Consider the following 255-nt stretch of genomic DNA (forward strand, 5'->3'; position numbering starts at 1 on the left):
TTCATAGTGATCGAGGAAGCCAATATGTATCTAAAAGCTATATTGAAGCTACACCAGCAGCATAATTCATACATAGCTATTCAAATAAAGGTAACCCATGGGACAATGCATGTATTGAATCGTTTCACGCTTTAATAAAACGTGAATGGTTGAATCGTTATGTCATCAAAGATACTAGGCATGCACATGAACTAATATTTGAGTACATAGAGAGCTTTTATAATACAGTCAGAATTCATGAATATTGTGGTATGC

Annotated in this window: 1 protein-coding gene; it reads left to right on the forward strand. The window is 34.1% G+C overall.

Going from position 1 to position 255, the window contains the following annotated elements; genetic code table 11:
- Positions 1-68: 68 nt before the first annotated feature.
- Positions 69-255 (forward strand): integrase core domain-containing protein (locus tag TEPIDINF_RS14970; RefSeq protein ID WP_421692407.1); only part of this gene is annotated, 187 nt, incomplete at its 3' end.

The sequence above is a fragment of the Tepidibacillus infernus genome (assembly GCF_048898065.1).
GTDB classification, from domain to species: Bacteria; Bacillota; Bacilli; order Tepidibacillales; family Tepidibacillaceae; genus Tepidibacillus_B; species Tepidibacillus_B infernus.